A 26429-nucleotide genomic window follows, 5' to 3' on the forward strand; every position below is an offset into this window, starting at 1 on the left:
GTTCCTGGGGCTGATTCTGGATTCGACGGGATTGTGAACCCTTAGGTGCATGCCGAGGTGCGGTAGGCCTCGTAAAAAAACCGCAAAAATATAGTTGCAAACGACAACTACTACGACGCACCTGCTGCTCTCGCAGCTTAATCAGCTTAATAAACTGAGTGCTCCCTCTCTCCCTAGCCTCCGCTCTTAGGACGGGGATCAAGAGAGGTCAAACCCAAAAGAGATCGCGTGGATGCCCTGCCTGGGGTTGAAGCGTTAAATCCAATCAGGCTAGTTTGTTAGTGGCGTGTCCATCCGCAGCTGACAGGCGAATGTAAAGATTGGACTAAGCATGTAGTGCCGACGGCGTAGTAATTTCGGACGCGGGTTCAACTCCCGCCAGCTCCACCAAAATTCTCCGTCAGTGATTACCAGAGTCATCTGATGAAGTCCTGAAAGCCCGCAAAGCGCAAGCTCTGCGGGCTTTTTTGTGTCTGTCATTTTTCTGAATGGCGCGATGGGAAAGTGATCGACGTCCTGGTTTCTGCAAAGACAGGAAAAATAAATTGATCATTGTTTGATCACGGCAAATAGTTAAGCCGCCGGTGCAAGACGCGCCGGAATGACATAAGGAGATATCACATGGGTTATTACCTTCTGAAGAAGAGTACCAAAACGCTACAGGACCAAAAATATTATTTTGTCCTGAAAGCAAGCAATGGTGAGACCATTGCTACCAGCGAAATGTATTCCAGCAAACAGGCAGCCCAGACCGGGATTCGATCGGTACAACAGAATGGCAGTTCTGTTGACGTACGCGATCAGACTTAAAAATACAAATCTTATAAAGGGCTGCTATCAGCCCTTTTATCATGGCACACTGACCTCCCAATTCCTGTGTGACACGGTGAGGCAGTAAGTGGATCTTCTTGAACAGGTTGACGGTAAGCTAACTATTCTCGGTATTCTGGGTGACCCCATCAGCCAGGTGAAAGCCCCCCTGATGATGAATGCGGAACTCAAACGTCTGCAGATTGCTGATACGTTAATGGTTCCTTTCCATGTCAGCAGTGAAGGTTTGAGAGGGATGGTCACTGGCCTCAAATCACTGCACAACTTTCGTGGTGCTATCGTCACCATGCCGCATAAGAAAGCGATTCTGCCCTTGCTCGACCATGTATCAGACCAGGCAAAAGCCATTGGTGCCTGTAACGTTATCAGGAGAGAAGCTGATGGCAGCCTGAGTGGCACCATGCTTGATGGCGAGGGACTGGTGAGTAGCCTGATTGCCAGCGGATATGCGGTGCAAAATAAAAGCATCTATCTTGCCGGAGCCGGTGGTGCGGCCTGCGCAATTGCTCATGCCCTTGCAGCGCATGGTGCAACAACGATCACCCTTTACAACCGCAGCATGGACAAAGCAAAAACACTCCGCCAGGCAATACAGAATCTATATCGCGGCATCACAATTAACCTGGGATCAAATGAACCCACTCATCACGACATTATTATTAACGCGACCTCAGTCGGTATGGGGAACGATGCAGATATGCCCTTCTCTCTTGAAAAGCTACATAACTCTGCGTTGGTCTGTGACATCATCATCTACCCGGAAAAAACTGCATTGCTTCAGGCAGCAGAATTGAAAGGCCATCCCACCCATTATGGTAGAGCAATGCTACAACATCAGATCAGCCTGATGCGGAAGTATATGTTAAATCAATAAGTTGTCGCTTATGGTACTCATTGACATAAGTCGCGCCCCAAATAGGTATACCTATTATTGTATAATTTCAATTTGCATTAAGTAAGGATTTTATAAGGACAGATTTTACCCTCATTATTCAGGATTCAGCATCGGCAATTCAGCATCCCATCCGCCGGCCATGTCCGGAATGCCTCTGAGTAAATTGTGATATAGCAGGGCTACAAATTATAAATAGCTAAAAAGAGAGCCAATTATTGATGTAACCCAGCTTTAGATACATGCATAAATGATGACGCTCCCCTCCCCATTGCTTTAGAATGAAGAGTTTATAAGGCCATACGCCATCTTTAAGATATGTTCTGGGAGAGTCGTTTTGAATGAGAAGCCACTTGTAGTGGATTTGGATGGTACGTTAATCCATTCAGATATGCTGCACGAATCTGCATTAAGGGTGTTTAGGGATAGCCCGTTTGAAACGCTCCGTATTCCATTTCTTTTAAAAAAAGGCAAAGCGTGTTTAAAACAGCACCTTGCCTCACTCACAGAGTTTGATCCCAAGACACTTCCCTATAATGAGGAATTGCTTGAATGGCTTAAACAACAACGCGCGGAAGGTCGACATCTGGTGCTGTGTACGGCATCCGATAGCTCAATTGCAAACCGCATTGCTGAACACTTGGGTATTTTCGACGACGTCATCGCCAGTGATGGTGTTGCCAATATTGAGGGGAAACACAAAGCGGCTGCTTTGGTACAGCGCTTTCAGCAGCATGGGTATGATTACGCTGGCAACTCAAATGCAGACTTAGCCGTATGGTCGCAAGCTGATAAAGCAATTGTGGTTAATGGTTCAGGCGATCTGATTAACAAGGCGCGGGAGATTTCCACCGTTGACCGGGTATTTCCTAAACGCGAAATCGGTTTTTCTGCATGGCGTCGCGTGCTTCGCATTCACCAGTGGTTAAAAAACATTCTCCTGCTGGTTCCGCTATTTGCCGCCCATGATGTCAGTAATGGTGAAGCCTGGCTATCTCTGCTGTTGGCCTTCATGGCATTCAGCCTTTGTGCTTCATCCGTTTATATCGCCAATGATTTACTCGATCTCGACAGCGATCGCCTGCATCCGCGCAAACGAAACCGACCATTTGCCTCTGGACTGGTGCCCGCCTGGATGGGCGTTTTGCTGGCACCCCTGCTGCTGATTATCAGTTTGTCCGTGGCCGCGTTTGTCGGAAAACAGTTTTTCTCCTGGTTGGTTTTCTATTTCGCCCTGACGTGCGCCTACTCATGGGTACTTAAACGCTTGATGTTGGTTGATTGCCTCACCCTGGCAATGCTTTATACCTTGCGCATTGTTGCCGGTGCGGCTGCTGTTGGTCACGAACTCTCCTTCTGGCTGCTGGCATTTTCAGTGTTTCTGTTTCTTTCTCTTGCGTTCGTCAAACGTTACGCGGAACTGGAAGTTCAACTACTCAGTGGAAAAGAGAAAATTCATGGACGTGGATACCACACCGCTGATGCACCGTTGATTCAGACCATGGGTATTGTGGCGGGTTACACGTCTGTTTTAGTCCTAGCACTCTATCTGAACAGTGATGCGGTACTGAAGTTATACGCCTCACCGGAACTGATTTGGGGAGCCGTCCCTGTGATGCTGTTTTGGGTAAGCTGGATGTGGATGCAAGCCCATCGGGGAAAAATGCATGATGACCCTCTGGTCTTTGCCGTCAAAGATCGTGCAAGTCTGAGCGCAGGTGTCATTTTCGCCGCCATCCTGGTCGCCGGTACTGTGGGGGTCTCATGGTAGCAATCACTTCATGGGGCCGTCTGTCACGTGATGAGCATAAGGTGGTCGCACTTAGCGATCGCGGCCAAATCCCGGCCAGCCTCACGGCACCCGGTCTGGCTCATGGCATGGGACGAAGCTACGGTGACGTCTGTCTGAACCCGCAGGGCGAGCTGTGGCTGACGCCCGGGCTTGACCACTTTATCTCCTTCGATGAAAGCAGTGGTCGTCTGGTCTGTGAGGCTGGGGTTCTGTTGCAGGACATCCAGAGACTGATGATTCCACGTGGCTGGATTCTGCCCGTCACTCCGGGAACGCAGTTGGTCACCGTGGGTGGCGCCATCGCTAATGATGTGCACGGCAAGAACCACCATGTGGTGGGTTCCTTCGGCGATCACATCAAAAGTCTGACCCTGATCCGGACCGATGGTGAAATCATTCAGTGTGGCCCAGACGAACGGCCAGATTGGTTCGCCGCCACTGTCGGTGGAGTGGGTTTGACCGGTGTGATCACCACTGCCGAGATCCAGCTTCGCCCGGTTGCTGGTCCCTGGTTGGACACTGAGACCATTCCTTTCGACAACCTGGACGCGTTTTTCCAACTTGCCGATGGCTCCGAAGCGCAATGGGAGCACACGGTTTCGTGGATCGACTGCATCTCAGGAGGGGGAGGACGAGGTTTGTTTATGCGTGGTAATCCTGCTGATTTAAAAGATCGACAGGCTCCCAAGTCAGGCAAACTCACCATGCCCATCGTGCCACCGGTCTCAATGGTCAACCGACTGACACTGCGTCCCTTCAATATGACCTACTACCATCTCAAAAAGTGGCGGGCAGGAAGGGAAATCGCCCATTACGAACCCTTTTTCTATCCCCTGGACAATTTACTGCACTGGAACCGCATGTACGGTCCCAAAGGCTTTTTCCAGTATCAGAGTGTCGTGCCGCGCGAGGTTGGACAGGACGCGGTTCAGGCCATGTTGAAGGAGATCGCCCGTTCAGGTGATGGCTCTTTCCTCGCCGTGCTCAAAACTTTTGGCAACCGACAAGCCATGGGGATGCTGAGCTTCCCGCAACCCGGGGTCACTCTGGCGCTAGACTTCCCCAATCACGGGAACCGTACACATAAACTCTTCGAACGACTGGATGCCATCGTGCGTGAAGCGAAGGGCCGTATCTACCTGGCCAAAGATGCACGTATGCCAAAAGATCTGTTCGAGGCGGGCTATCCGCGCCTGGCCGAATTTATCCAATATCGAGACGCAGGCATCAGCTCAGGTCTCTCACGCCGCCTAATGGGAAGTTGAATGAAGCTTAAGAAGAAGATCGTCATCGTTGGTGCAACCTCTGCGATTGCTGAACAGTGCGCACGGTTGTGGGCGAAAGAAAACCCGTCCGAGATCGTGCTGGTCAGTCGAAATCAGCAAAAAGCCGAGCGCGTTGCCTCAGATCTTAAAGTACGCTCCCCGGAAACGACAATCACTAACCTTCAGGTAGATTTTCTCGACCCGCGTCAAATTCAGGATCTGGTTGATCATATCTATCAGGCAGGAAATGTTGATATTGCGCTGGTTGCGCACGGTTCTTTACCTGACCAGGAAGCGTGTCAGAATGATCTCACGCTCTGTCGTGAAGCGCTGGACGTCAATGGCTTATCACCCATGCTGTTTGCCGAAGCCTTTGCTATGCACATGCAGCAAGCGAAAAACGGAACCCTGGCTATCATTGGTTCCGTCGCGGGTGACCGGGGTAGAAAATCCAACTATGTCTATGGTGCGGCAAAGGGATTGGTAGCCAGCTATGTTCAGGGCTTACAACACCGTTTCGCCAATACAAATATTAACGTGGTTTTAATTAAGCCTGGTCCGACCGATACGCCGATGACCGCACATCTCAAACAATCCGGTGCCAAACTCGCTGCTGTTGACCGCGTGGCCGCGGAGGTGGTGCGTGGCATTGAAAGTGGACAACGAGTTGTATACACTCCGAAAATTTGGTCGGTAATCATGATGGTTATTCGCAATCTGCCGCATTTCGTATTTAAAAGGTTGGATATTTAATGTCAGGATTGAAAGCGAATATGGCTTCAGGAAGGAGCGCTAACCTGAATAATCACCATCCCATAAAAGACGCACTCTTTTTATTGGCACTATTACTGGTGTCGATTGCTGTTTTTGTTCCCTTGTCACCCAGAATGCCGTGGGAAGGCCTCGATCCATCCTGGTCTTATGGGATGAATGAGGCGCTGGCTCACGGAATGTCTATTGGCAAAGACATCATTTTCACCTTCGGACCCTACGCATCAATTTATACGCAAAGTTACCATCCAGCCACGGACCATTTGATGATATGGGGAGCACTTTATCTTGCCATTTCATTCGCTATCGCTGTCTGGCTTAACTTTAGAGTCAGCGGATGGCCGTTAAAAATTGCAGTCCTGGCTGTTCTGAGTGCATTAATATATGGCCGTGATGCACTATTTTTCTTCTATCCCATGCTGGTTGGTATCCAGGTTTATCGTTGGGCGATCGCCTTCGATACCAAACAAACGATGACACGGGGTGAATGTTCGCTTATCGTCGCCTTATTTTCGCCGTTTGGTTTATTACCACTGATTAAAGGTTCGACACTGGTAGCATGCGTAGCAATCTCTATTTTCTCGATTGCTCTGCTGGCAAAAAGAAGGCAATGGAAACTTTCGCTCCTGATTGTTGCAACCTTTTTAGTCTCAACCGCAATTTTTTGGGTATTTTCCGGGCAGCCATTAAGTGGACTGGCTGATTATTTTATCGGCCTGACCCCCATCATTAGTGGTTACACCGAGGCCATGGCAACCAATGGCGATTTGTCTCAGTGCGTCCTTTATATCGTGGCAACAGCAGCCATGGCCGGGTTCCTGCTGTATGGAACTCGCGGGACGTTTTACGACAAATCGGTTGTTACGCTGCTTTTTCTTTGTATTCTCTTTTTAGCTTTCAAGGCAGGTTTCGTCCGGCATGACGGCCATGCGCTCATTTGTGCCTCGATGATTCTCCTTGGGGCCTTACTGGCAGGAACACTGCTTCCCGCACGTAGCGCAGTAGCCGTTATCGTAGTCTGTTTAATTACATGGACTTACATCGATATTGCCTATATCAAGAAACCCGTTGATAGCGTTAAAAACAATTTCATAAATACGTTCTCCAATTCATGGGATGGACTAAAACAGCGCATACTGGAACCTCAAGCGCTGGCAAAAGATTTTGAAGAACGTGTCAATCTGCTCAAAAAACGCGGAGGCATTCCAAAGCTTAACGGCACCGTTGATATATATTCATTTGATCAAGCCTATTTGCTCGCATCGGGAAATACGTGGAGTCCACGCCCCATTTTGCAAAGTTATTCGGTCTACACCCCGAAACTGGCAGAATTGAATAAGATGCACCTTCTCGCAGCGAACAGGCCAGATAATATCGTCTTCAATGTTCAGCCCATTGATAAGAGATTGCCATCACTGGAGGATGGTGCGAGTTGGCCTGTTTTATTGTCCAATTATCAACCCACATCATTTGCGGGTGGCTACCTTTACCTTAAGCATCGAGACACGCCAAATCCGACATCCGAACCTTCAGAAAAAATAGGCGGAGGTTTTTATTCATTTGGTGATACGGTCAGTTTGCCTGATTCCCACACGCCGATATTTGCGAAGCTAACTATTCGCAAAAGTTTTGCTGGCTCCATCCTGAATACGTTATTCAAGCCAAGCCAGCTTCAGATGAAACTGACCATGCAAAATGGTGTTACACGCAGCTACAGAATCATCTCGGGAATGACGGAGTCGGGTTTTATTATTTCTCCCTTGATTGAAAATACTGCAGAATTTGGGCTACTTTCCGCCAGTGCAGATTACCTCAAGGATAAGAGAGTTAAATCGATTGAGATTTCCGCCACCGACCTCCCCTTCCTTTGGAAAAGGTCGTTTAACATCGAATTTTATGCTCTCAACTACCCATCCTCACCGGATGACATTAATTTGCTGGGCTTTGCTAAACCTCAGCCAGAAACATTTAAAAATACAACATTCGTTCAGCAATGCAGTGGCAGCATTGATTCTGCGAATGGTGTTTCGCCCTCATCTGGCTTAGTTAAAACGTCAACTTTACTGAATGTTCAGGGATGGCTGGTCGCTTCCGTGACACCGGCTCAACTCCCGGATAACGTTTATGTGATGCTGTCTGATGCCGATGGCAAGCGTTTCTTATTTAACGCTCAGCGTAAGTCACGCCCGGACGTTGGTGCATATTTAAAGCAACCATCACTAAATTCATCCGGTTACGAACTGACAGCCGACGTGTCAAAATTAAATGGGGACTATAAGTTGGGACTTGCATACTCAAAAGACAACGAACTCTTTATATGCCCCCAATTCAAAGTTCCGGTTAAGATATCTCAGGAGTAAATTTTGCTGCAAAAAAAGATAATACTTTCTGGTGGCGCAGGCCTGGTTGGTCAAAATCTGGTGGCCCGACTGAAAGCGAAAGGCTACTCAAACATTGTTGTTCTCGATAAGCATCGCAACAATCTTGAGGTGCTCAAACGCGTTCAGCCCGACATCACTGTCGAGTATGCCGATCTTGCCGAACCGGGTCAGTGGCAGCAACACTTCGTGGGTGCGGATGTCGTGGTGATGTTGCAGGCGCAGATCGGCGGCAACGATTACCAAGAGTTCGTGCGGAACAATATCGATTCGACCCGTCTCCAACTGGATACCATCAAAGCGAACAATGTGCCGTATATGGTGCAGATCAGCTCCTCGGTCGTCGAATCAGTGGCGGATGATTTCTATACCAACACCAAAAAGGAACAAGAGAAAATGGTGTTGGAATGTGGTATCCCCTGCCCCATCTTGCGCCCGACGTTGATGTTTGGCTGGTTCGACCGCAAACACCTCGGCTGGTTATCACGCTTTATGAAGAAGGTACCGGTGTTCCCGATTCCGGGAGATGGCCGTTATATGCGTCAACCTCTGTACGTTGGTGATTTTGCCAATATCATCATCAGTTGTATCGAGAATGGCATCCGTGATGGCGTGTACAACATCTCAGGTCATGAAAAAATCGACTACATCGACATGATTCGCGAGATCAAACGTGCGATTCGCGCAAAAACGCTAATTTTACGTATCCCATATTCACTTTTTTATGCCCTGTTATGGGTTTGGGGCAAGTTTGATAAAAACCCGCCCTTTACCACCCAGCAGTTGGCCGCTTTGACGGCGAAGGATGAGTTTGAGGTGATCGATTGGCCTGGAATCTTCGGTGTTCCTTACACCCCATTCAGGGCCGCTGTGGATGAAACCTTTAATGATCCGCGCTATAGCGGCGTAGAGCTGGAGTTTTAAGATGGGACAACGAATTGCAGTATTGGGCGCGGGTCCAATGGGCTTGGCCGTGGCTTACCAGTTGGCACTTGATGGGCACACGCCGGTACTTTTCGAGGCTGATGACCGTGTCGGCGGCATGACCGCGACGTTTGATTTTGGCGGCCTGGAAATCGAGCGCTACTACCACTTCCATTGCATTTCCGATCACGCGTTTCTGCAGGTACTCAATGAACTGGGCATTGCCGATCGGATGCAATGGACAGAAACCAAGATGGGCTACTGGTATCAGGGGCGTTTGCAGCCTTGGGGTAACCCGGTTGCCCTGCTCAAATTCCGTGGCTTGAGTCTGATGGCCAAATTCCGCTACGGCTTACATGCCTTCCTGTCGACCAAACGTGATGACTGGCGACCGCTCGATCATGTCGAAGCGAGTGGCTGGATCAAACGCTGGGTAGGTGCTGAGGCCTGGGAAGTGTTATGGCGTCGACTTTTTGACTACAAATTCTATGACTATGCCCATGGCTTGTCTGCCGCCTGGATTTGGAGTCGTATCCGTCGTATTGGTCGCTCCCGTTACAGCCTGTTCCGCGAGAAACTGGGCTACCTGGAAGGTGGTTCAGCCACGCTGTTAACGGCATTAAAAAGCGCCATCGAAGCAAAGGGTGGCGAAATAAGGCTGAAGTCACCTATCGAGAAGGTGGTCATCAACAATGGCAAAGTGGCTGGCGTGCAGGTTGCAGGCCAACTGGAAACCTTCGATAAGGTGATCAGCACCATTCCACTGCCTTACGTACCGAAACTGATGCCGGATTTGCCTGCCGAAATTATGGCTAAATTCAGCACCACCAAAAACATTGCCGTCGTCTGCGTGATTGCGAAGCTCAGAAAGGCCGTAACCGAGAACTTCTGGTTAAACACCAATGATCCGGATATGGATATACCTGGCTTGGTGGAATACACCAACCTGCGCCCACTCGACCAACATGTCGTGTATGTGCCGTTTTACGTTCCGGGTGAACATCCGCTGTACGCTGAGTCTGATGACGCGTTTCTGACCAAAGTGCGTAACTATCTCAAGAAGATCAATCCGGCACTGACCGATGATGATTTTATTGACATGCGCGCCAGCCGTTATCGCTACGCCCAGCCGATCTGCGATCCGGGATACCTGGATAAACTGCCTCCGGTGGCATTACCGGTGCAGGGACTGTGGGTGGCCGATACGTCTTACTACTACCCGGAAGATCGCGGCATTTCGGAAAGTATCGGATTTGGTCGTCAGATGGCGAAGATGGCCACCACTGAGAATATGGAGTCGTCACAGCAATGATTTCGCCCCAGTTCCTTCGATTTTTGGTCGCGGGAGGAATCGCTGCCGGTGCCAACTTTGGCTCACGGTTCGTCTTTAGTATGTTTGTCAGCTATGGCTTCGCGGTTTTTTTTGCCTACCTGGTCGGCATGCTGGTGGCGTTTCTGCTGATGCGCGGGCATGTTTTTAATGCGAGCCAAGGCCCACTGGCACCGCAAATTTATAAGTTTGTTGCGGTGAACGTTCTTGCCGTTCTGCAGACGTTGGCAATCAGTCTGCTTCTGGCGCGCTGGTTGCTGCCTTCGGTGGGCATCGTGGATCACGCCGAAGCGATCGGCCATTTGGTGGGTGTGCTGGTGCCGGTAGTGACCAGTTATTTCGGCCATAAGCTGTTAACTTTCCGATGAGCAAGCTGTTCACACGACTCCAGGGTGCGCTGCTTGAGCGGCGCACCATTCGGGCCATTGTTTGGTTTGTCACTTTTGGCGTGTTGCTTTACCTGGGGGCTGTTTTCTGGTCTGGATGGCACGCAACGGTGGCAGCTTTCGCAGGGCTGGGACTGCAGACATTGGTGATCAGTGCCGTGGTGTCGAGTAGTTCTTATCTTTGGCGCTTTGCCCGCTGGGAATACTCTCTGCAATGCCTTGAGAATGTCGTGCCCCGATTCACCCATCTCGCCGTTTATATGTCCGGGTTGGCCTTAACGGCTACGCCCGGCAAATCCGGGGAAACTTTCCGTTCTGCATTATTAGTCCCGCATGGCGTGAAAGTGACGCACAGTCTCGCCGCCTTCCTGGTAGACCGGGGATCAGACGTTCTTGGAATGGCGTTACTGGGTACACTGGCTGCGATGATGGCGGGACAGCATTTGGCGTGGGTGTGGTTGTTGGCGTTTATCGCCCTGCTGTTGGCCAGTTGTCTGTTTGCCTGGATTTTGTCACATCCCAAGGCCCACATCGGCTGGAACCGGCTGGGGCATTCTTTAGCATGGTTGCCTGTCAAGGGCGGACAAGCGACGCTTGAAGCCTGGGCTAAGGTGTGGAAGATCCCAAGAGTGTCAGCTTTTGCAGTGGTCGCGATGCTGGCTTATGGCACGCAAGCCCTGGTCTTTGCCTGGTTCTGCCAGATGCTGGAGACCGGCGTTTCAACTGCTGACTGCGTGTTAATCTTTGTGCAGGCCACGCTGTTCGGCGCGGCAAGTATGATACCCGCGGGGCTTGGCATCATGGAGGCAGCGCTGGTTTTTCAATTGGTTCAGCATGGCGTAAGTGATGCTACGGCAATGTCGTTAGCCATCGCCATTCGTCTGGTGACGCTCTGGTTCGGCATGTCACTGGGGGCGTTGTCTCTGTTGCTCTTGTCTGGTCGGAACCTGGGGGCAAAGTAATGCCCCACAAGAACACAATGATTCATTTACAGTTTATTCCTAAAGCCAGTTGTTATTGAGCGTGCCATTGTTAATTACAGTCATAACATTGATGACTTTGATGAGGGAATATTCATGAAAAAGACAATTATCGCTTTATCAACATTTCTGCTGGCTTCCTCGGCGTTTGCCGCTACCACACACGCAACAGATAACGATGTGGCCAATGCGCAGGCTGGCGCAAACACGGCTAAAGAGAAACTGCATCAAGCTCAGGATCAGGGCGCAGAGTTGAAGCTCAAGTCCAAACATGCCGCGGAAGGCAAGAGCGATAGCCTGAGCAGTAAAGCCAGCGAAGGTACGCAAAAAGCTTGGCACAAAACCAAAGAAGGCACCGAAAAAGGTGTTGATGCCACCAAAGAAGGTGCGCAAAAAGGCTGGAACAAAACCAAAGAAGGTGCCAGCGAACTGAAGAAAAAAGTGACCGAATAAGCACTATCTGAGGCCGCTAACGCGGCCTTTTTTATCGGTAAAACCTCGCTTTTTGCATCCAGCCCTCATAGCGCTTACACTGGCGTTTTCCAGCCATAACCATTAATCACGCTTATGTCAGACACATTCACCCGTCAATCCCTGCCGTTGCCGAATGGCCACAATAAAGTGCTGCTGCACTCCTGCTGCGCGCCCTGTTCGGGGGAAGTCATGGAGGCGATGCTGGCTTCCGGTATCGACTACACCATTTTCTTCTACAATCCGAACATTCATCCGCTGAAAGAATATGAACTGCGCAAAGAGGAAAATATCCGCTTCGCCGAGCAGTTTGGCGTCCCTTTTGTCGACGCGGATTATGATAAAGATAATTGGTTCGAGCGCGCCCGTGGTATGGAGTGGGAACCGGAACGCGGCGTCCGCTGTACCATGTGTTTCGATATGCGTTTTGAACGCACGGCGCTGTACGCACATGAACACGGTTTTCCGGTAATCACCAGTTCTTTGGGTATTTCCCGCTGGAAAAACATGCAGCAAATCAACGATTGCGGGGTGCGTGCCGCAGCGCGCTATCCCGACATGTTGTACTGGGAATTTAACTGGCGTAAAGGTGGTGGTTCGGCGCGCATGATTGAGATCAGCAAACGTGAGCGTTTTTATCAGCAAGAATATTGTGGCTGCATCTATTCATTGCGCGACACCAATCGCCACCGCGTAGCCAGCGGCCGCGAACGCATTGAAATTGGCGTGCAGTATTACCAGCCGGATGAATAAAGCCGCAGATTAATGTTGCAGGATGCTGGCGAAAAAGCGTTCTACCATCGCCGCATCCGGTTTCACGCCTTCCTCAATGATGGAACGCAGCAGCCAGGCATCGGTAAACGCCACAGCAGCCTCGGCCTGCTGCGTCGTCAATGCAAACTGCTGCTGTAAAATATGCTGATGGCTGGCAATCCACGCCGCCGCCGCCTGGCGCAGACGTGGGCGCGATACCGCCGCGACAAACAACGCATACTCGCAAATCAGCCTTTCACGTTCATCCAGCGTCCAGAAGAGAAATTGAGTCAACTGTTGCGCGACGGGGCTGGCTGCCATGGTGCAAAACCATGCGCGCGTTTGTCGCGTAAAGCTTTCCACCGCCCGTTCAATCACTGCCGCATGCAGCTCATCCAAATTTTTAAAATGATAGGTGACGGTGCCAGGTGAAATCGCACAAGCCTCTGCCACCGCACGATGGGTGCAGGCATGTAACCCTTCCTGGCGGATGATCATCGCCGCATGATGCAAAATGGCCTCACGCTTCTGTTCGCCCCCGGCACGCACGGCCCTTTTTCCGTCACCTGACATGGGATTCACCTTATTTCAGCAGCTCGGCAGTGCCAGAAAAGGTGTTCTTACCGTTGGCGGAAGTGATGTGGAATGCCGATGCACCTGCACGGTCAGCTTTCTGCGCCAGTGCAGCCACCAGCTCGTCCAGATTACGGGCACCACTGGCGCTGATATGCCCAACCACCTGCTGTGTACCCGGCGTCATAACTTCCGTCGCCGCCAGCGAAGAGGCACTGACTGCAGCCAGCGCGCCTACCATCATCATTTTCACAAGGATATTTTTCATGTTTGCTCCAATTAACAGGGAAATGTTGGAGCGCATGGTAGAGCGGCCTTGGGGCAAACATAACCCCGCCCTACTGACAAACTTATTCACTAAAATTGAATGATTTAATCCATAAAATTTACCGTACAGCGTACAAATCACAGCATTAAAACCCAAAAATACACCCTGAAGCGCAGCGATGCAGCCAAAATCTCCGCAAACCGTACTGACGTACAATCAAATCGTGTCAAGCCTTCCCGATGTACAGCAAAAAAAAGCAGCGTTTCTCGCGAAAACGCTGCTTTGTTAACAGCCCAAATGGTTAAATTCGTTAGCGCATCACCACGGTTAACAACACAATCACCACCATGATGATGAGGCAATGGCATACCACTTTATCCAGTTTGCGCATCATGCCTCCCTGGGTTTAAAACCACTGACCAAAACGTTTGATATAGAGGGTTTTCATCCCCTGAGCCACCAGGCAATAACCCAGTAAGGTCGCGACCAGCCAGGGGAAATAGGCCCACGGCAACGGGACCAATCCCACCATCGCGCCCAACGGTGAGAACGGCAGCAATATCCCTGCCAGCATCACACCGGCCGTTGTAAGCAGCACGGGTAACGCTGCGCGACTCTGAATAAACGGGATCTTTTGGGTACGCAGCATATGCACCACCAATGTCTGCGACAGCAATCCCTCAACAAACCAACCGGACTGGAACAGCGACTGCATAGCCGGAGAGTTAGCGGCGAACACATACCACATCACCGCAAAGGTCGTGATGTCGAAGATCGAGGATGTCGGCCCAATCCACAACATAAAACGTTTGATGTTGCGCGCATCCCATTTACGCGGTTTACGCAGGAATTCGCGGTCCATTTTGTCCCACGGCAGTGCCAGCTGCGAGACGTCATACATCAGGTTCTGAATCAACAAATGAATCGCCAGCATCGGCAGGAACGGAATAAACGCACTTGCCACCAGTACCGAGAACACGTTGCCAAAGTTAGAGCTGGCGGTCATGTTGAGGTACTTAATGATATTGCCGAAGGTTTCACGCCCCTTCATCACCCCGGCTTCCAACACCATCAAATCTTTTTCCAGCAGAATGATATCAGAGGACTCCTTCGCGATATCTGCGGCACTGTCCACTGAGATCCCGACATCGGCATCACGCAGCGCCGGGGCATCATTGATACCATCACCAAGAAAGCCCACGGTATGATCCTGCTGCTGCAAGGCACGCAGAATGCGCGATTTTTGTAACGGCGACAGTTTGGCAAACACAGCGCTACGTACCGCTACCGCTGCCAGCTGCTCATCATTCATGGCAGCGATATCATCACCCGTGATAATGGTGCCACAGTCGATCCCCACCTGCTGGCAGATACGCGCGGTGACCACCGGGTTATCCCCGGTCAGCACTTTAACGCTAACACCATTCTCCTGAAGCGCGGTGATCGCTTTTGCCGCACTCTCCTTCGGCGGATCGAGGAAGGTCAGCAACCCTTCCACCGTCAGCCCCTGTTCATCGGCCACGCTCAATGCCTGTTGCAGGCCCGGTTCGGGTAGTACACGGCTGGCCACCAGCAAAACGCGAAACCCTTGTTGGTTATATTGATGTGCCAGCGCCAGCAGCTCCGCACGGCGGGTTTCATTAAGCGGCTGGATCAGTTTACCTTCACGTTCAGCGACGGAAATACTCAGCATCTCTTCTACCGCGCCTTTACAGATCAGCAACTGCTGGCCGAGACGGCGGTCGCCCACCACCACGGATACACGGCGACGGACAAAATCAAACGGTAACTCATCCACTTTGCTGTAATAATCAGCCACCGCATGGCTGACGCGGGTTTCACCGTAACGCAGGATCGCGCGATCCATCAGGTTAGGCGTGCTGCTCTGGTAGTGGCTGTTCAACCAGCTCAGCATCAACACGCGCGAGTTCTCTACACCTGCACAATCCAGGTGGTGCTCCAGAATGATGTTGTCCTGGGTCAGTGTGCCGGTTTTGTCGGTACACAGGATATCCATTGCGCCCAGGTTCTGAATCGCGTTCAGGCGTTTCACAATCACTTTGCGGCGCGACATGGCGATCGCCCCTTTCGCCAGGTTCGAGCTGACGATCATCGGCAACATTTCCGGCGTCAGACCAACCGCGACCGCCAGCGCAAACAGGGTGGCATCCAGCCAGTCACCTTTGGTCAGGCCATTAATCAGCAACACCACTGGCACCATCACCAGCATAAAGCGAATCAATAACCAACTGACGCTATTTACTCCCCGGTCAAAGGCGGTTTGTGTGCGATTGCCCACAATGGATTTCGCCAGGCTGCCAAAATAGGTTTCTTCACCGGTTGCCACCACCACCGCTTTGGCGGTACCGCTGGAGACGTTGGTCCCCATCAGGCAGATGCTACCCAGCTCTAGCAAGGATGCGCCCTGCTGATTTTCGCTGCTGCTTTTGCTCGCCACATTACCGGTGACATCATATTTTTCCACCGGCAGCGATTCGCCGGTCAAAATCGCCTGGCTGATAAACAAATCGCGTGAATCCAGCAGACGCACATCGGCTGGCACCAGATCCCCGGCAGACAGCCAGATAATGTCCCCCGGCACCAGCGTGGTGATATCCACTTCCTGTTTGCGGGCGGGTTGCTGTGCCGATTCACGCCGCTGCACCGTGGCGGTGGTACGCACCATCGATTTCAGCGCCTGGGCGGCTTTATTGGTGCGGAACTCCTGCCAGAAGCGCAGTAAACCGCTCAACGTCACCATCGTCACAATGATGATCACGCCGGTCAGATCGGTCTCCTCACCGCGACGAGCGGGCAGCCAGAAATCGGTGAAGAAACTCACCAGGGCCAGCACCATCAGGACATAAATAAACGGATTGTTGAATGCCTGTACCAACTGCACCAACGCCGGTGGTGCTTTGTCATGTGCCACCTGATTGTGGCCAAACACCGCAAGGCGCGCTTCGGCTTCGCTGTCACTCAGCCCCTGTGCATCGCTGTGCATACGTGCCAAGGTTTCATTCACGGTGAAAGCCGCTTCTTCTTCAATCAGATAGCGAGGCGTTTTCTGGCGCGGCGGACGTGCAAAGTTCAGCACACTTTTTTCATTATTGAGTTTCATGTCAGTCATCGTGACATTCCTCTTTTTACGGCAATAAATATCCCTGCATGTCAGGCATGCATTATTGGGGGGCAAATTAACGGCTATGCGTTATTTAGAAAAAAACAACCTGTCGGGATTTTTCATATATCCTCCCGGAAATAAACAATAAATAACTCACCTGCCTGGCAGGCAAGAAGCAGAACGTTAAGATGTGGGGCTGTGCACGACAGGCGCAGCAAAACTCAGCACACTGAAGATCAGTGTGCGCACCGAGGTGGAGGGAAAAGTGCGTGTAAAATCATATGCATGACGTTAATCCCCGAGCGTTAGCCCGTACCAAATCTACATAAGGGGAACAATCGTCAGAAATGAGAGAGGATTGCTGCCCGCCGACGCCGGCAAGCAGCAACAAAAGAATTCGTGCGTCAGCTTGCCTTGTGTAATGCTAAATAAGGGTGACTGTCCAACTGAATTCTCCTGTTTGAAGTTGCGGCCATTATATTCCCGGCCTGCGCATTGTAAAGTTAATTATCCGGCCATCGATTTCCGTTTAATTTCCGTTGTAAATTGCCGGAGATCCCTGCCGCCAAATGTTAAGGTTTCGCAAATCCATTAACCTCCTTATAACCGTAACGTTAGGCTTAGAACAATCAGGCATATGCATAGCCGATAATTGACTATTCTTCATGACAGCGCTTTCGTAAACTCGCGTTACTTTTTATAAGGCAAGGAAATCACATGAAAAAAATAATCCCCTCCCTGCTGGCGTTATCGATGGTAGCCGCTTTCACCACTCAAGCTGCCACGCCGAAAGATACGCTGGTGATTGCCCAATCCACTGACGATGCCGACAGCTTTGACCCGGCGAAAGGGTTTGAACTGACCACGGTACAAGCGTTTACTAACCTTTATCAACGTCTGGTCCAGTCTAACCCGCAGAATCCAACCGAACTGCAACCGACGCTCGCCACCTCGTGGCAACCGGGTAGCGACAACCGCAGCCTGACCTTTGCACTGCGCAAAGACGCGAAATTCTCCAGCGGTAATCCGCTGCGCCCGGAAGATGTGATCTTCTCCTTGGGCCGCGTGGTGAAACTGAACCTCGATCCTTCCTTTATCCTGACCCAGTTGGGCTGGAACAAAGACAACGTCGACAGTTTCCTGACCAAGGTTGACGATAACCACGTCAAAATCAGCTGGAGCGCCAACGTCAGCCCGGCTTACGTGTTGAGCCTGCTCTCGGCACCGGTATCCTCAATTGTTGATGAGAAAACGGCGCAGGCGCACGAGAAAAATGGCGACTTCGGCAATGGCTGGCTGGCGACGAACTCCGCAGGCAGCGGTCCGTATCAGATTCGCAAAGTGGTACTGCATGAAGTGGTGTTGCTGACGGCTAACCCAACCTCTCCGGCTGGCGCGCCGAAACTGAAAAATATCCTGATTAAAAACGTGCCGGAACCGGCTGCCCGTCGTCTGCTGCTGGAACAGGGCGATGTGGATATCGCACGTAATCTTGGCGCTGACCAAATCGCCGCGCTGAAAGGCAAAGCAGGCGTCAAAACCGAAGCAATCCCGATGGCCTCGCTGTACTACATCCAGTTCAACGTCGGTAGCGATCCGGTACTGAAAAACCCGGCCCTGTGGGAAGCGGCACGTTACCTGTTCGACTATAAAGGTATCGCTAACGATCTGCTGAAAGGTCAGTTCGAGGTGCATCAGACTTTCCTGCCGAAAGGTTTCCTCGGCGCGCTGAACGATACCCCGTACAGCTACGATCCGGAAAAAGCCAAAGCGATTCTGAAGAAAGCCGGTCTGACTAACGTCAGCTTTACCCTCTCCACCAGCAACCAGCCGCCGTATCTCGACATCGCGCAAGCGTTGCAGGGCAGCTTTGCCAAAGGTGGCGTGAAAGTTGAAGTCCAGCCGGGCCTCAGCTCTGAAGTCTCCACCAAAGTGAAAGCGCATCAGTATCAGGCCACACTGAATGCCTGGGGTGCCGACTACTTCGATCCCAACACCAACGCCGCTTCTTTCGCTTACAACCCGGAAGATGGTAGCAAAACCATCGCTTACCGTTCCGACTGGCACATCCCGGAGTTAAGCAAACAAACCCTGGCGGCCACCGCCGAGAGCGACAACAACAAACGTGTTGAGCTGTACCAGGCGATGCAGCGTGAAGTGTTGAAGAACTCACCGTATGTGATTGGCTTGCAGGCACGTAACCTGATTGCGTTACGCGATAACCTGAAAGGCTATGTGCAGGGTATCAACCCGGATATGGTGTATTACTCACAGGTCACCAAGTAATGGCGGCGTCAGCCCCACAGGCCGGGTTCGCCCGGCCACTCTGGCAACGCACCAGCCGCCTGCTCACCAGCCTGCTGTCGCTGCTGGTGACGTTGGTCGGCCTGTTAGCGTTTACCTTTATGCTGTCGCACCTGTCGCCGGTCGACCCGGTGCAGCAGATCGCCGGCGATCACGCCAGTGAAGCCACCTATGCGCAGGTACGTCACGATCTCGGCCTCGATCAACCGGTGTTGGTGCAGTTCTGGCGCTATATCAGCCAGCTGGCGCAGGGTAATCTTGGGCTGTCGCATCTGACCAATCAGCCGGTGAGTGCCGACCTGATGCGCACCTTCCCGGCCACCATTGAGCTGGCGACCTGTTCGATGATTTTTGCCGCCGTGTTCGGCGTGGCGCTGGCGCTGCTGGCCGCATGGAAGCCGGGCAGCATCATTGACAACGTGGCGCGTTTTATTTCGCTACTCGGCTACTCGGTGCCGGTGTTCTGGCTCGGCCTGCTGGGTCTGCTGTTGTTTTATGCCGTGCTGCACTGGTCTGCCGGGCCGGGGCAGTTAGATGATATCTGGATTTATACGCTGGAGCCGAAAACGGGCTTTGTGCTGATTGATAGCTGGCTGTCGGGCGATGCGGAGATGTTCCGCAACGCCATTGCCCATATCTGGCTGCCGGTGGTGATCCTTGGCCTGCTGGCGATGGCGGGCATTACGCGTCTGTTGCGTGCTGCGCTACTGGAAGAGAGCAGCAAGGAGTATGTCATCCTGGCACGCGCCAAAGGTGCTGGCCGCACGCGTATTCTGCTGCGCCATATTTTTCCCAATGTGCTGGGCACGCTGATCACCGTTATCGCCCTCTCTTACGCCACCTTGCTGGAAGGTTCAGTGCTGACGGAAACCGTTTTTGCCTGGCCGGGGGTGGGACGCTATATGACCAATGCCCTGTTCTCCGCCGATGTTCCGGCGATTCTCGGCGCCACCTTGCTGATTGGCAGCTGCTTTATCCTGCTCAACGCCGTGGCCGACGCCCTGACCTGGTTAACCGATCCGAGAACCCGATGACTCAACAACTCTCTGAACTGGAAACTTTGCGCCCGCGCCGCAGCCGTCGCCGCATCACCTCGCTCAGCATTGGCCTGACGTTAATCGCCATTCTGCTGGTGATGGCGATTTTTGCCCCGCTGCTGGCCCCTGACGATCCCAATGTGCAAACCATCGGCATGCGCTTGCTGCCGCCCTCCGCCGCCCACTGGTTCGGCACCGATGGTTTTGGTCGCGATCTGCTGTCGCGCGTGATTTATGGCACCCGCCCAACGCTGATGCTGGTAACATTGATTCTGGTGCTGACTATTCCGGTTGGCCTGTTGGTCGGTATCACCGCCGGTTATGTTGGCGGCTGGACCGAACGCGTTTTGATGCGCATTACCGATATCTTTCTTTCGCTGCCTAACCTGGTGATCGCACTGGCGTTTGTCGCCATGCTTGGCCCCGGTCTGATGAACGGTGCGCTGGCGTTAGCACTCACCAGTTGGCCGCCATTTGCCCGTCAGGCGCGTGCTGAGACTCTGGCATTGCGCCGCAGCGATTATCTCGCCGCCGCACGTATGCAAGGCATCACCGGCCTGCGCCTGATGTTTGGCCATATCCTGCCACTCTGCCTACCCACGGCGGTGGTGCGTGCCGCGCTGAGCCTTGGTGGCATCATTCTTTCCGCTGCCGGTTTGGGTTTCCTCGGGATGGGGGTACAGCCGCCGACCGCAGAATGGGGATCGATGGTAGCGGAAGGCAGTAAAGTGATTTTCGACCAATGGTGGGTCGCCGCTGCACCCGGCGGGGCTATTTTGCTTGCCAGCCTGGCGTTTAACCTGACAGGCGACGGCCTGCGCGATCAACTGGATACCCGTCATGCCAAATAATCTGTTAATTGATGCCCAGGGCCTGACCATTCGTAGCGATGATGCCTTGCTGGTCGACAACATCCACTTGCAGCTGGGGCGTGAACGTGTGGCGCTGGTCGGCGAGTCCGGCTCAGGCAAATCCCTCACCGCCCGCACCCTGATGGGCCTGCTGGCACCGTCGTTACATTTGCAGGCGGAACGTTTGCAGGTGGTCGGGGAGGATGCACTACATATGCGGGAGCGTGACTGGAGCCGACTGCGCGGTAGCAAAGTGGCGATGGTGATGCAGGACCCGAAATATGCACTCAACCCGACGCGCACCATCGGCTGGCAGGTGGAGGAGCCGCTGGTGCTGCATCATCGTCTGAGCCGTGCCGAGCGCAAAGAGAAGGTGTGCGAGATGCTGGATGCGGTGGGGTTGCCCGATCCACGCCAGTTGATGAAGCGTTATCCTCATCAGCTCTCCGGCGGTATGGGGCAGCGCGTGATGCTGGCGATTGCCCTTATCACCGATCCTGAACTGCTGATCGCCGATGAACCCACCTCAGCGCTCGATCACGCCATGCGCGATCAGGTGCTGGCGCTGATTCGTCGTCTGGTGGAACAACGCAATATGGGGCTACTGCTGATCAGCCACGATCTGCAACAGGTATCAGAGCACTGCGAACGGGTGATGGTGATGTACAAAGGCAAACTGCTGGACACGCTGCCTGCGGCGGCGTTGTCCCACGCCAGCCATCCTTATACCCGCACGCTGTGGGCCTGCCGACCGAGCAAAGCCACCCACGGCACCGCACTGCCGGTACTGGATCGTGCCGCTCTGGAGCAGAACCATGATTGAGTTATCCAACCTGAGCGTGTCGCATAAGCAGGGCTACGAGCTGCGTACCGTGGTGCATGACGTCACCCTGAACGTGAAAGCGGGCGAATGTTTTGGCCTGGTGGGGCCATCAGGCTGCGGCAAGTCGTCGTTATTGTGGGTGATCGCCGGACTGAACCCACACTGGTCAGGCAGCATGGCGCTGGCAGGCACCCACGTGCAGCCAGGCAAGCCATTTACCGGCCAGTTACGTCGTGATGTGCAAATGGTGTTTCAGGACCCCTACGCGTCACTGCATCCACGTCACCGGCTGCGCCGCACGCTGGCCGAGCCACTGAAGATGCTGAAACAGGATAATATCGACGATCGTATCAACGAAGGTTTTCGGCATGTCGGTCTCGATCCGGCGTTAGCCGATCGCTATCCGCATCAGTTGTCCGGCGGTCAGCGCCAGCGCGTGGCGATCGTGCGCGCCCTGCTGTTGCAGCCAAAGATCCTGCTGCTGGATGAGCCGACCTCCGCGCTGGATATGTCGGTACAGGCGGAGATCCTCAATCTGTTAAACGATCTGAAGCGTGATGACGGGCTGACGATGGTGCTGGTAAGCCACGATCCTGATGTTATCGATCATATGTGCGACCGCGCGGTGCGTATGGCTCAGGGGCGGATTGTTGAACAGTTAAGTGCCTAAATGGTCGCACACTCCCGTAGCGGCGCGATTTATCGCGCAGAGCGGTTAAAACCGCGCGATAAATCGCGCCGCTACGGGTGGATGCATCACGCAATCCATTAATGCGCCATGGTTTGCAGCGTTTCGCTACGAATCGACTCGGTTATCTCCGCCTTCAGCGTCATAAACTCCGGTGAGGTTTTGATGGTGTAATCACGCCCACTGTTAAAATTCACCGCCACTTCCTGCTTGATGCGCCCCGGCCTGGCGCTGAAAATCGCCACCTTATTCGCCATAAAAATCGCTTCATCGATGTCGTGAGTCACAAACAGCACCGTCTTACGCGATTGCTCCCACACCGACAGCAGCAGCTCCTGCATCATCACGCGCGTCTGATTATCCAGTGCCCCGAATGGCTCATCCATCAGCAGGACTTTGGGATCGTTAGCCAGCGCGCGCGCAATCGCGGTACGCTGTTGCATCCCACCCGATAGCTGGCGCGGATAGTGTTGCGCGAAACCGCGCAGGCCCACCTGCTGGATATAATAATCGCTGCGTTCTTTCTGCTGCGCGGCACTCAGGCCACGTTCACGCAGGCCGAAGCGAATATTTTCTTCCACCGTCAGCCACGGAAACAGCGTGTAGCTCTGAAACACCATGCCACGGTCCGCACCCGGGCCATCTACCGGTTGCCCATCGAGCCAGATTTCTCCGCGCGTCGGGGTATCCAGCCCGGCGATAATACGCAACAGTGTCGATTTACCACAGCCGGACGGCCCGAGAATGGTAATGAAATCATTCTCTTCCACCTGATAGTGAATCGGTTGCAGCGCCTGCGTTTGTTCGCCTTTCGGCCCGGTAAATACGCGCTCCACCCCGCGTACATTCAGCTTGCTGTGTTTCATCACAGGTTACTCCATGCAAACAAGCGCCGGTTGGCGACTTTGAACAGATAATCCGACACCAGACCGATGCAACCAATCACGATGATGCCAAAGATAATTTGCCCGGTATTCAATAGCGCCTGGCTGTCGACGATCATATGGCCGATACCGCTTTCCGATCCGATCAACTCCGCGACGATCACATAAGTCCAGGCCCAGCCCAGCACCAACCGCAACAGTTCTGCAATGCCTGGCGCGGCGCCGGGGATCAACACCCGGCGCACGATCGAGCGATTGCTACAACCCAGCGTATAGGCCGCTTCGACCAAATCACGCCGGGCGCTGCTGACGGTGACGGCCACCATCAACACAATCTGGAAAAAGGAGCCGATAAAGATGACGAGGATCTTCTGCATCTCACCAATACCGGCCCACAGGATCAGCAACGGCACAAAGGCCGATGCTGGCAGATAACGGCAGAAGGAGACAAAGGGTTCGAGAAAGGCTTCCCACATTTTGTACGCGCCCATCATGATGCCGAGCGGCACACCAATCAGCGCTGCCAGCAGGAATCCGGCCAGTACGCGCATCACCGTCATACCGATATCCAGCGAGAAATTATATTCGGTGAACAGCGATACGCCCTGCTCCAGCATGGTGATGGGATCGGCCAGGAAAGTGGGCGAAACCATGCCACTGAACGTCACCAGTGCCCACACCGCGACAAACAGCACAAAGAACGCCACACCGAGACCAATACGCAGCCGGGTTGAGATCGCTTTTAACGGCACCATCAGCGGATTGTGCCAGCGACGTGGCGCATCCGGCAGTGCCTCAGGCGGCGTTACGGGTTGGCTTTTACTCATCTCCATCTCCTGTCTCCCTGATTACTGCACAAAGCTGGCGTCGTACAGGCTCTTCACATCCGGCATTTTCTTGATCACGCCTGCACGTAACAGCAGCTTGCCCGCTTCATCGCTGAAGCTTTCGATTTCACCGTTAAAGAATTTTTTGTTCTCTTCCGGTCCCGCCCAGCGCAGGTAGCTGGCGGACTCGGCAAACTCTTTGCCGGTGGATTTCACCGCAGCACCCATGATTTCGTTCGACTTATCCGGTTGTTGTTTGATCATCTCCAGCGCATCGTAATAGCTTGCCACCAGCGCTTTCGCCGCCTGCGGGTGCTCTTTCAGGAACGTTGGTGTACAGCCGAGGGTATCCATCACCATTGGGTAGTCGAGGGTGGTGGCAAGGATTTTGCCGGATTTCGGCTGGTTACGGATTACCGATAGATAAGGTTCATAGGTCACCGCCGCGTCGTTTTGCCCGGCAGCGAACGACTGTGCCGCCGCCTGCGGTGCCATCGTCGCCAGGTGGACGTCTTTCATCGTCAGGCCATTTTTATCCAGCATCCACGCCAGCAAGAAGTAAGGTGATGTCCCGGGCGCATCAACAGCAACGGTTTTGCCTTTCAGATCTTTGATGCTGGTGATATCGCTACGGGTGGCCAGACCGTCAGCCCCGTAAGATTTATCCAGCTGGACGATCTGTTTGATCGGCACACCGGCCGCATTCCACGAAATATAGGTTTCCACCGTGGTGGCAGCACACTGGATGGTGCCGGAAGCCACTGCCAGATGACGGCTGCTTTGCGGGATCATTTTGACATCGACATCCAGGCCGTGTTTTTTGAAGATTCCGGCTTTTTCGGCCAGAGTCAGCGGTGCGAATCCGGTCCAGCCGGAAATCCCTATCGCCACTTTGGTGTCGGCCGCCTGGGCGCTGAGCACGCCTCCTAATATCACTGCCACGGTTAACGCACGAACTGCATGTTGCACTGGCTTACCCATCTTCCACTCCTGTCAAAAGGTGATGAAAAACAACAGTTGTATAGGCTTATCTATACAAGCAAAGCAATGGCTGTGCCAGAAAGGAAATTGAGTCTGTGCGGTGGCGCACGCTGATGATCCGAAAATGCGCTGCACCGTCGCAGAGCAAGCATCCAGGCGTAATAACCACTTTGGTGCAGCTATACTCGGCACATCTCAGTTGAAGAAGGAATGCCGTATGACGGTGAAATTGCGTCCGCTGGAGCGGGAAGATCTGCATTTTGTGCATCAGTTAGATAACAACGCCAGCGTGATGCGTTACTGGTTCGAGGAGCCATACGAAGCGTTTGTCGAGCTTTCGGACCTGTACAACAAACATATTCATGATCAGACCGAGCGTCGTTTCGTGGTTGAGCATGATGGGCAGAAAGCCGGGCTGGTGGAGCTGGTCGAGATTAATCACGTCCATCGCCGCGCTGAGTTTCAGATCATCATCGATCCGGCGCATCAGGGCAAAGGGCTGGCGAGCCAGGCCGCAAAACTGGCGATGGATTACGGATTTTCCGTGTTGAATCTCTACAAGCTCTACCTGATTGTCGACCAGGAGAATGAGAAGGCCATCCACATCTATACCAAGCTGGGTTTTGAGGTGGAGGGGGTGCTAAAACACGAGTTTTTCATCAACGGTGCGTACCGCAACACCATTCGTATGTGCATCTTTCAGCAACAATACCTGGCGCAACATAAAACGCCAGGGGCGATGGTGCAGCCAACCGCGCAGTAGCGACACGATTGGCGGCCAACATTAACCGCGTGCACCCACCGGGTTGAGGAAAGGTTTGGGGTTGGCTGGCTTCAGGTCATACATGCCGCCGTAGAAGGGATCGACCAGCAGCCAACCCGGGAAACCGAGCAGCGGAATATTGCCCAGCAGATACCACAGATTGGCACTGCCCTCGATCGGCATCGTCAACGGCACATAGCCCGGCTTCTCCAGCATCACCTGATAATGTTTTTTGCCAAAATAACTGCCGGTGGATTTCGCCAGTTCGACGAACTGCGGGGTAAAGCCCTGCGCCACCGCATGACCGGTCTCATCCTGCACGGTAAAACGCGCGCCCTGCGGCACGGAGTCAATTCGTACCGATTGCGTTTCGGTGCCAACAATGGTCGCACAGCCGCTTAACAGCAGCGCACAGGCAGGAAGGAGATGTCGCAGGTTCATAGCAGGTCCGCTTCAGGGTCAGAAGGAACAGTCTAAACTGCCCTTCCGCCCTTTTCACTCGCCTCAATCGCGCTATCAGTGGCGCTTTTCTG

General features: G+C 53.0%; 25 protein-coding genes and 1 other RNA gene. 19 read left to right on the forward strand and 7 right to left on the reverse strand.

Annotation, left to right across the window (positions count from 1 at the left end):
* Positions 1-6 precede the first annotated feature (6 nt).
* The 13 genes from ssrA to PAT9B_RS15135 all read left to right on the forward strand — a co-directional run bounded on the left by ssrA (position 7) and on the right by PAT9B_RS15135 (position 12773).
* Positions 7-390, forward strand: a transfer-messenger RNA (tmRNA) gene (gene ssrA / locus PAT9B_RS29725).
* 231 nt (positions 391-621) lie between these two features.
* Entirely contained in the window at positions 622-810 is a 189-nt protein-coding gene (locus PAT9B_RS15080) for a YegP family protein (protein ID WP_013510143.1), read from the forward strand.
* Between the two features lie 88 nt (positions 811-898).
* Entirely contained in the window at positions 899-1705 is an 807-nt protein-coding gene (locus tag PAT9B_RS15085) for a shikimate dehydrogenase (protein ID WP_013510144.1), read from the forward strand.
* Positions 1706-2060: 355 nt separating this feature from the next.
* Complete coding sequence (locus PAT9B_RS15090) at positions 2061-3494, forward strand: UbiA family prenyltransferase (RefSeq protein ID WP_013510145.1); 1434 nt, start codon at positions 2061-2063, stop codon at positions 3492-3494.
* Positions 3488-4780, forward strand: coding sequence for an FAD-binding oxidoreductase (locus PAT9B_RS15095; protein WP_013510146.1), 1293 nt, complete (start codon positions 3488-3490; stop codon positions 4778-4780). Before PAT9B_RS15090 ends, PAT9B_RS15095 begins: the two co-directional genes overlap by 7 nt.
* Entirely contained in the window at positions 4781-5533 is a 753-nt protein-coding gene (locus tag PAT9B_RS15100; RefSeq protein ID WP_013510147.1) for an SDR family NAD(P)-dependent oxidoreductase, read from the forward strand.
* A complete protein-coding gene (locus PAT9B_RS15105) occupies positions 5533-7911 on the forward strand; it encodes a hypothetical protein (protein WP_013510148.1) in 2379 nt (792 codons plus the stop codon). The genes PAT9B_RS15100 and PAT9B_RS15105 overlap by 1 nt, the downstream gene beginning before the upstream one ends.
* A gap of 3 nt (positions 7912-7914) precedes the next feature.
* The gene (locus tag PAT9B_RS15110; protein ID WP_013510149.1) at positions 7915-8853 is read left to right on the forward strand and encodes an NAD(P)-dependent oxidoreductase; all 939 of its coding nucleotides are present in this window, start codon (positions 7915-7917) and stop codon (positions 8851-8853) included.
* 1 nt (position 8854) lies between these two features.
* Positions 8855-10165, forward strand: coding sequence for an NAD(P)/FAD-dependent oxidoreductase (locus PAT9B_RS15115; RefSeq protein ID WP_013510150.1), 1311 nt, complete (start codon positions 8855-8857; stop codon positions 10163-10165).
* On the forward strand, positions 10162-10551 hold the full coding sequence (locus tag PAT9B_RS15120) for a GtrA family protein (RefSeq protein ID WP_013510151.1): 390 nt from the start codon (positions 10162-10164) through the stop codon (positions 10549-10551). The genes PAT9B_RS15115 and PAT9B_RS15120 overlap by 4 nt, the downstream gene beginning before the upstream one ends.
* The gene (locus tag PAT9B_RS15125) at positions 10548-11531 is read left to right on the forward strand and encodes a lysylphosphatidylglycerol synthase transmembrane domain-containing protein (protein ID WP_013510152.1); all 984 of its coding nucleotides are present in this window, start codon (positions 10548-10550) and stop codon (positions 11529-11531) included. The genes PAT9B_RS15120 and PAT9B_RS15125 overlap by 4 nt, the downstream gene beginning before the upstream one ends.
* A 114-nt stretch (positions 11532-11645) precedes the next feature.
* Positions 11646-12002, forward strand: coding sequence for a hypothetical protein (locus PAT9B_RS15130; protein ID WP_013510153.1), 357 nt, complete (start codon positions 11646-11648; stop codon positions 12000-12002).
* Between the two features lie 114 nt (positions 12003-12116).
* Positions 12117-12773, forward strand: coding sequence for an epoxyqueuosine reductase QueH (locus PAT9B_RS15135; RefSeq protein WP_013510154.1), 657 nt, complete (start codon positions 12117-12119; stop codon positions 12771-12773).
* Between the two features lie 9 nt (positions 12774-12782).
* Here PAT9B_RS15135 and PAT9B_RS15140 read toward each other — a convergent pair whose 3' ends face one another.
* The 3 genes from PAT9B_RS15140 to mgtA all read right to left on the reverse strand — a co-directional run bounded on the left by PAT9B_RS15140 (position 12783) and on the right by mgtA (position 16744).
* Entirely contained in the window at positions 12783-13346 is a 564-nt protein-coding gene (locus PAT9B_RS15140; RefSeq protein WP_013510155.1) for a TetR/AcrR family transcriptional regulator, read from the reverse strand.
* Positions 13347-13356: 10 nt separating this feature from the next.
* A complete protein-coding gene (locus PAT9B_RS15145; protein WP_013510156.1) occupies positions 13357-13614 on the reverse strand; it encodes a DUF1471 domain-containing protein in 258 nt (85 codons plus the stop codon).
* Between the two features lie 406 nt (positions 13615-14020).
* Complete coding sequence (gene mgtA, locus PAT9B_RS15150) at positions 14021-16744, reverse strand: magnesium-translocating P-type ATPase (RefSeq protein WP_013510157.1); 2724 nt, start codon at positions 16742-16744, stop codon at positions 14021-14023.
* Between the two features lie 711 nt (positions 16745-17455).
* Here mgtA and PAT9B_RS15155 point away from each other — a divergent pair.
* The 5 genes from PAT9B_RS15155 to PAT9B_RS15175 are packed head-to-tail and all read left to right on the forward strand — an operon-like array spanning position 17456 to position 22423.
* Positions 17456-19024, forward strand: coding sequence for an ABC transporter substrate-binding protein (locus PAT9B_RS15155; RefSeq protein WP_013510158.1), 1569 nt, complete (start codon positions 17456-17458; stop codon positions 19022-19024).
* Positions 19024-20076 carry an ABC transporter permease gene (locus tag PAT9B_RS15160; protein WP_013510159.1) on the forward strand — a complete coding sequence of 351 codons (1053 nt, stop codon included), beginning with the start codon at positions 19024-19026 and terminating at the stop codon, positions 20074-20076. The genes PAT9B_RS15155 and PAT9B_RS15160 overlap by 1 nt, the downstream gene beginning before the upstream one ends.
* The gene (locus PAT9B_RS15165; protein WP_013510160.1) at positions 20073-20930 is read left to right on the forward strand and encodes an ABC transporter permease; all 858 of its coding nucleotides are present in this window, start codon (positions 20073-20075) and stop codon (positions 20928-20930) included. The genes PAT9B_RS15160 and PAT9B_RS15165 overlap by 4 nt, the downstream gene beginning before the upstream one ends.
* On the forward strand, positions 20920-21753 hold the full coding sequence (locus PAT9B_RS15170; protein WP_013510161.1) for an ABC transporter ATP-binding protein: 834 nt from the start codon (positions 20920-20922) through the stop codon (positions 21751-21753). Before PAT9B_RS15165 ends, PAT9B_RS15170 begins: the two co-directional genes overlap by 11 nt.
* Complete coding sequence (locus tag PAT9B_RS15175) at positions 21746-22423, forward strand: ABC transporter ATP-binding protein (protein WP_013510162.1); 678 nt, start codon at positions 21746-21748, stop codon at positions 22421-22423. The genes PAT9B_RS15170 and PAT9B_RS15175 overlap by 8 nt, the downstream gene beginning before the upstream one ends.
* Positions 22424-22521: 98 nt before the next feature.
* Here PAT9B_RS15175 and PAT9B_RS15180 read toward each other — a convergent pair whose 3' ends face one another.
* From PAT9B_RS15180 to PAT9B_RS15190, 3 genes are read right to left on the reverse strand one after another with little or no spacing between them, the layout of a single operon-like run.
* Positions 22522-23307, reverse strand: coding sequence for an ABC transporter ATP-binding protein (locus PAT9B_RS15180; RefSeq protein WP_013510163.1), 786 nt, complete (start codon positions 23305-23307; stop codon positions 22522-22524).
* Complete coding sequence (locus tag PAT9B_RS15185) at positions 23307-24152, reverse strand: ABC transporter permease (protein WP_013510164.1); 846 nt, start codon at positions 24150-24152, stop codon at positions 23307-23309. Before PAT9B_RS15185 ends, PAT9B_RS15180 begins: the two co-directional genes overlap by 1 nt.
* A gap of 21 nt (positions 24153-24173) precedes the next feature.
* Complete coding sequence (locus PAT9B_RS15190; RefSeq protein WP_013510165.1) at positions 24174-25133, reverse strand: ABC transporter substrate-binding protein; 960 nt, start codon at positions 25131-25133, stop codon at positions 24174-24176.
* Between the two features lie 217 nt (positions 25134-25350).
* Here PAT9B_RS15190 and speG point away from each other — a divergent pair, with 217 nt between their 5' ends.
* Positions 25351-25896, forward strand: a complete 546-nt coding sequence (gene speG / locus PAT9B_RS15195) for a spermidine N1-acetyltransferase (protein ID WP_013510166.1) — start codon at positions 25351-25353, stop codon at positions 25894-25896.
* A 21-nt stretch (positions 25897-25917) separates the two neighbouring features.
* Here the strand turns inward: speG and PAT9B_RS15200 are convergent, their stop codons facing one another.
* Positions 25918-26337: a hypothetical protein gene (locus PAT9B_RS15200; RefSeq protein ID WP_013510167.1), complete on the reverse strand. Its 420-nt coding sequence runs from the start codon at positions 26335-26337 to the stop codon at positions 25918-25920.
* Positions 26338-26429: the final 92 nt, after the last annotated feature.

Origin of the sequence: Pantoea sp. At-9b, assembly GCF_000175935.2 — a bacterium.
Taxonomy (GTDB): domain Bacteria; phylum Pseudomonadota; class Gammaproteobacteria; order Enterobacterales; family Enterobacteriaceae; genus Pantoea.